Genomic DNA, 3,922 nt, shown 5'->3' with positions numbered 1-3,922 from the left:
GGCGTGGCGAAGGGCGGTGTGGCCGTCTGCCGTCAGCGTGTAGCTGTACTCGGTGGTGGGGCCCGGACGGACCGGCGGCAGGAAAAGGATGAGGGTGCTCATGGGCAGGTTTTGCGGGCCATTTTAGGGGGCGGACTTGACACTGGCAGCCAGTCGCTGCGCGGGTGTCGCCAATGTGCTGCAGCTCATCGCGGCGGCGGCGCCATGGCCAGGGCGTTTTCGCGGTCAAAAGCGCCCCGCTCGCGCCACAGCGTGGTCACGTCGATGCCCTGTTTGCGTACCAGCGAGCGCTCGTCCACCATCGCATCGCCCAAGCGCAGGCGGCCCCGCACTTCAAAGTAGGACGAGGCCACGGCGTGGGCGCTTTCGTTGATGTCGATGCTCGCGCCCACCAAGTCGCGCACCTCGCTGAGGGTGCGGAAATGCCGGGCCTCGCGCGCCTGCACCATCTTCTGCGCGGTGGCGCTGTCCATCCCGTCGATGGCGGCCATCAGCACGTCGATGCCGGCGGTGTTCAGGTTGACTGGCGTGCGCACCGGCAGCAGGGTGACATGGGGGGCCAGTGTGGCCACGGTGGCCGGGCTCAGGCCCAGCCATGTCAGCTGGCTGATGGTGGGGGGCAGCAGCGGTGCGGTATTGCCATCGCTGCCCACGCCCGCCTGCGCCCGGCGCAGCCCATCCAGCAGCCGCGTGAGCTGCTGCGGGGGCAGGCCCAGGCGTTCGAACAGGCGGGTGAACTGCCGCAGAGCCACGGCCTGCACCTGCCCACCTTCGGCCAGGTTGGTGATGTTGAGGCGACCCTGCATGTCGGTGATCTGGCCCGACAGGAAGGCCTCGGTGGTGTCGGTGCTCGCGTCATCGACCTGGCTCACATTGTTTTCGGCGGCCAGGAAGGTGGACAGCCGGGCTTCCTCCAGCGGCACGGCCCAGGGCTCGGCCAGGTGGTCGGCACCCCCCGAGCGCCCGTCTTCGCGCAGGATGAGGCGCGACCAGTCGAGTGCGCCGATCAGGATCCAGGTGGACTGCACCCGGCCCCGCTCGGCCGTCTCGACCTCCACCGCGCGCCACTGCTGCCACATGGCGGCAGCGGCAAAGGTGGCGACCAGGGTGACGGTGAGCATGGCAGCGAGCAGGGCGGCACCGCGCGCGCCGTGCCTGCGCCGCTGGTGGTTCGGTGTGCAGCGGTTCCAGAGGGAACTCATGACCTGCCTCCCCCCAGCACCGGGTTGACCCAGTCGCGCGTGAGTTGGCCCGCCAGCGCCTGGCCGGGCGGCAGCGTGATCTGCAGGCGCACGCCGTCAGGGACCGCAGCCGAGCTGTCGCCCGGCGTGGTGCCGGTGCTGGACAGCGGGTTGGACCACGCACCGCCCCGGTAATAGAAGATTTGCCAGCTTTCGAGTGGCAGCAGCGCCACTTCGTAGCGCCGCTCTGCATCGCCCGGTGTGCGCGCCCATTGGGCTGCCTGCTGCCAGGCCTGCTGCCAGTCCGCGCGGGTGCGCACCGGGGGCGACTGCCAGCGCAGCCACTGGCCGCCCGGGTTGGTATTGCGGCGGGTCCAGGCCACCACCAGCGCGCCCTCGTCGGGCACGGCACTGCTGCGGCGCGTCAGGCGCAGCACCTGGCCGTCCCAGTCCAGCGGCGTGGTGTTGGCAATCGGCATCAGCGCATCGAGGTCGGTGCCCCACTGGCCCAGAGCGGCCTGCAGCACCAGCATCTCATCGGCCCGCTGGCGCGTGATCTCCTGCGCCCGCACCATGCCATCAAGCCCGCGCCAGCTCAGGATGGCCAGCAGGCTCATCACCGCAATTGCCAGCAGCAGCTCGACCAGGGTGAAGCCGCGTTGGCCTGTGACCTCACAGGTGGGGCGCCAGCGCGCGGCCTGCGCAACTGGCGCGGCCCAGGTCAGCAGCCGCCGCGCAAGGGCCGCCCCGCCGCGCTGGCGGCGTCCCCCTGCCCGCATTGCGCAGCAATGCGAGAGCGGGGGGAAGGCCCGCAGGGCCTCAGGGGGGTGTTCCATCAATACCTTCCAATGATGGTGGAGATGCGCAGAATGGAGTTGTCGCCATCCAGCACCTGCGCGTCGATGCGCCTAAAACTCGGGTTCGGTGTGGGGCGCACGACGGTCACCACCTGCAGCTGGCGCCCGGCCTGCTCGCAGGGCTGGGTGCTGTCGCCCACGCTGGGCATCTGGCGCGAGAGCCGGGCGCGGACCAGCTCGTTTTCGGCACAGAGCTGGGCCAGCACGATGTCGGATTGCCGCAGAGCATTGCGCGTGAGCGCCGACGTGGCTTGCAGCCCCGCCATGAGCGCAATGGCCACAATGGCCAGCGCCACGAGCACCTCCACCAGCGTGAAACCGTGTTGCTTTGCCGCTGGCGCGGCGAGGTTTGTTTTCACTGCACCGCGTCCACAGAAAACGGGCGCACGCCATCGGTGGCGATGCGCAAGACCCGCTCGGGGTGCGCCTGGTGGGTGATCAGCACCTGCTGCGGGCCAATGAGGGGCTCGGGCCCCAGCTGCAGCACGGCCGGGCCGCGCACGGTGGTGCCGTTGTCCAGCCACTGGTTGGGCAGCGCTGCCTGAGCGCTGGGCGGCAGGCCTTCAAACCGGAACCCCTGGGGCACGGCGCGCCAGCGCACGGGCAGGCCACCGGCCCGCGACTGCGCACGCGCGGACTCGAGCAGCGCCGCCAGCCGTGCGGCCTCGCGCTCCAGCTGTGTCTGTCCGCTGTCGCGCATGGCCAAGCCCGCACCGGCGGTGGCCAGGGCGACGATGCTTAGGACCACCAGAAGCTCTAGCAGGGTGAAGCCGCGTGAGCGGTTCATAAACACTTTTTTTGGGGGAGCCTGGGGGGCTATTGCCAGCTGCCGATGTCTGCGTCCTTGCCTTCGCCGCCCGATTGGCCGTCGGCGCCGAACGACATCACGTCGATCTCGCCCTTGATGCCGGGGTTCAGGTACTGGTAGGGACGGCCCCAGGGGTCGTTGGGCAGTTTTTCCAGGTACAGCTTCCAATTGCCGGGCACCGGGGCGGCGCTGGGCTTGATGACCAGGGACTGCAGGCCCTGCTCGGCCGTGGGGTAGCGCTGATTGTCCAGGCGGTAGAGCTTGAGCGCCTGCATGATGTTGGTGATGTCGGTGCGGGCGGCCGTCACGCGGGCATCGTCGGCGCGTTCCAGCACGTTGGGCACGATCAGCGCGGCCAGCACGCCGATGATCACCAGCACCACCATCAGTTCGATGAGGGTGAAACCACGGGCCACGGTCTTGGCAACACGGCGCGGGGCGGTGCGCACGAGGAGGGAGAAAGAAGTGTTCACTGCTGGTGGTCTCTCGGATGGTCGAATCGCGTGAATCATAATCGCCGCATGGTGACCAATTCGTACAGCAAATGGGGCGTCCGTCTGGGCTCGCTGGTGCTCTGGGCCGTGGCGGGTGCCAGCGTGGTGTTCTGGGGGCTGCGTTTGTCGGCGCCTTCCGCTTCGGCGGTGGGCCCGGCAGTGGCACCGGTCCCCGTGGTGCCTGACGCCCAGGCCCTGGCACGTTTGCTGGGCGCTCAGCCGTCGGTGCCGGGCGCCGCGCCCGTGGCGCCGGTGGCTTCAGCGGCCAGCCGCTTCACACTGATCGGTGTGCTATCGGGGCGCAGCAGCGGCGGCGGGGCCGCACTGATCGCGGTGGATGGCAAACCGGCCAAGCCCTTCCGTGTGGGGGCTGCGGTGGATGAGGGGTTGGTGCTGCAAGCCCTGGGCCCCCGGCAGGCCCAGCTGGGCGGCCAGATGGGTGGGCCCGCCACGCTGACGCTGGACATGCCGCTCAAGAACTGAGCCCGCCTCCAAGGCCTAGTTTCAGTCCAGATCCCGCACTTCCCATTCGCCCCAGCCCGGCGCCGCCACAGGCCAATCTTCCGAGCGGGGCATCACCCC

At 69.6% G+C, this 3,922-nt stretch carries 6 protein-coding genes; 1 reads left to right on the top strand and 5 read right to left on the bottom strand.

The window, feature by feature from the left end; translation table 11 throughout:
- Positions 1-185: 185 nt before the first annotated feature.
- From gspK to gspG, 5 genes are read right to left on the bottom strand one after another with little or no spacing between them, the layout of a single operon-like run.
- Entirely contained in the window at positions 186-1,202 is a 1,017-nt protein-coding gene (gene gspK, locus DBR12_RS17870) for a type II secretion system minor pseudopilin GspK (protein ID WP_108618496.1), read from the bottom strand.
- Positions 1,199-2,017, bottom strand: coding sequence for a type II secretion system protein J (locus tag DBR12_RS17865; RefSeq protein ID WP_199226719.1), 819 nt, complete (start codon positions 2,015-2,017; stop codon positions 1,199-1,201). Before DBR12_RS17865 ends, gspK begins: the two co-directional genes overlap by 4 nt.
- On the bottom strand, positions 2,017-2,397 hold the full coding sequence (gene gspI, locus DBR12_RS17860) for a type II secretion system minor pseudopilin GspI (protein ID WP_108618494.1): 381 nt from the start codon (positions 2,395-2,397) through the stop codon (positions 2,017-2,019). The genes DBR12_RS17865 and gspI overlap by 1 nt, the downstream gene beginning before the upstream one ends.
- On the bottom strand, positions 2,394-2,825 hold the full coding sequence (locus DBR12_RS17855; protein ID WP_108618493.1) for a prepilin-type N-terminal cleavage/methylation domain-containing protein: 432 nt from the start codon (positions 2,823-2,825) through the stop codon (positions 2,394-2,396). The genes gspI and DBR12_RS17855 overlap by 4 nt, the downstream gene beginning before the upstream one ends.
- A gap of 29 nt (positions 2,826-2,854) precedes the next feature.
- The gene (gene gspG / locus DBR12_RS17850) at positions 2,855-3,319 is read right to left on the bottom strand and encodes a type II secretion system major pseudopilin GspG (RefSeq protein ID WP_369861654.1); all 465 of its coding nucleotides are present in this window, start codon (positions 3,317-3,319) and stop codon (positions 2,855-2,857) included.
- A gap of 48 nt (positions 3,320-3,367) precedes the next feature.
- Here gspG and DBR12_RS17845 point away from each other — a divergent pair, with 48 nt between their 5' ends.
- A complete protein-coding gene (locus tag DBR12_RS17845) occupies positions 3,368-3,823 on the top strand; it encodes a type II secretion system protein N (protein WP_108618491.1) in 456 nt (151 codons plus the stop codon).
- Positions 3,824-3,922 lie beyond the last annotated feature (99 nt).

This window comes from Acidovorax sp. HMWF029 (assembly GCF_003060895.1).
In the GTDB taxonomy this organism is placed as follows: Bacteria; Pseudomonadota; Gammaproteobacteria; order Burkholderiales; family Burkholderiaceae_C; genus Acidovorax.
This window is presented reverse-complemented; position numbering and strand designations above follow the sequence as displayed.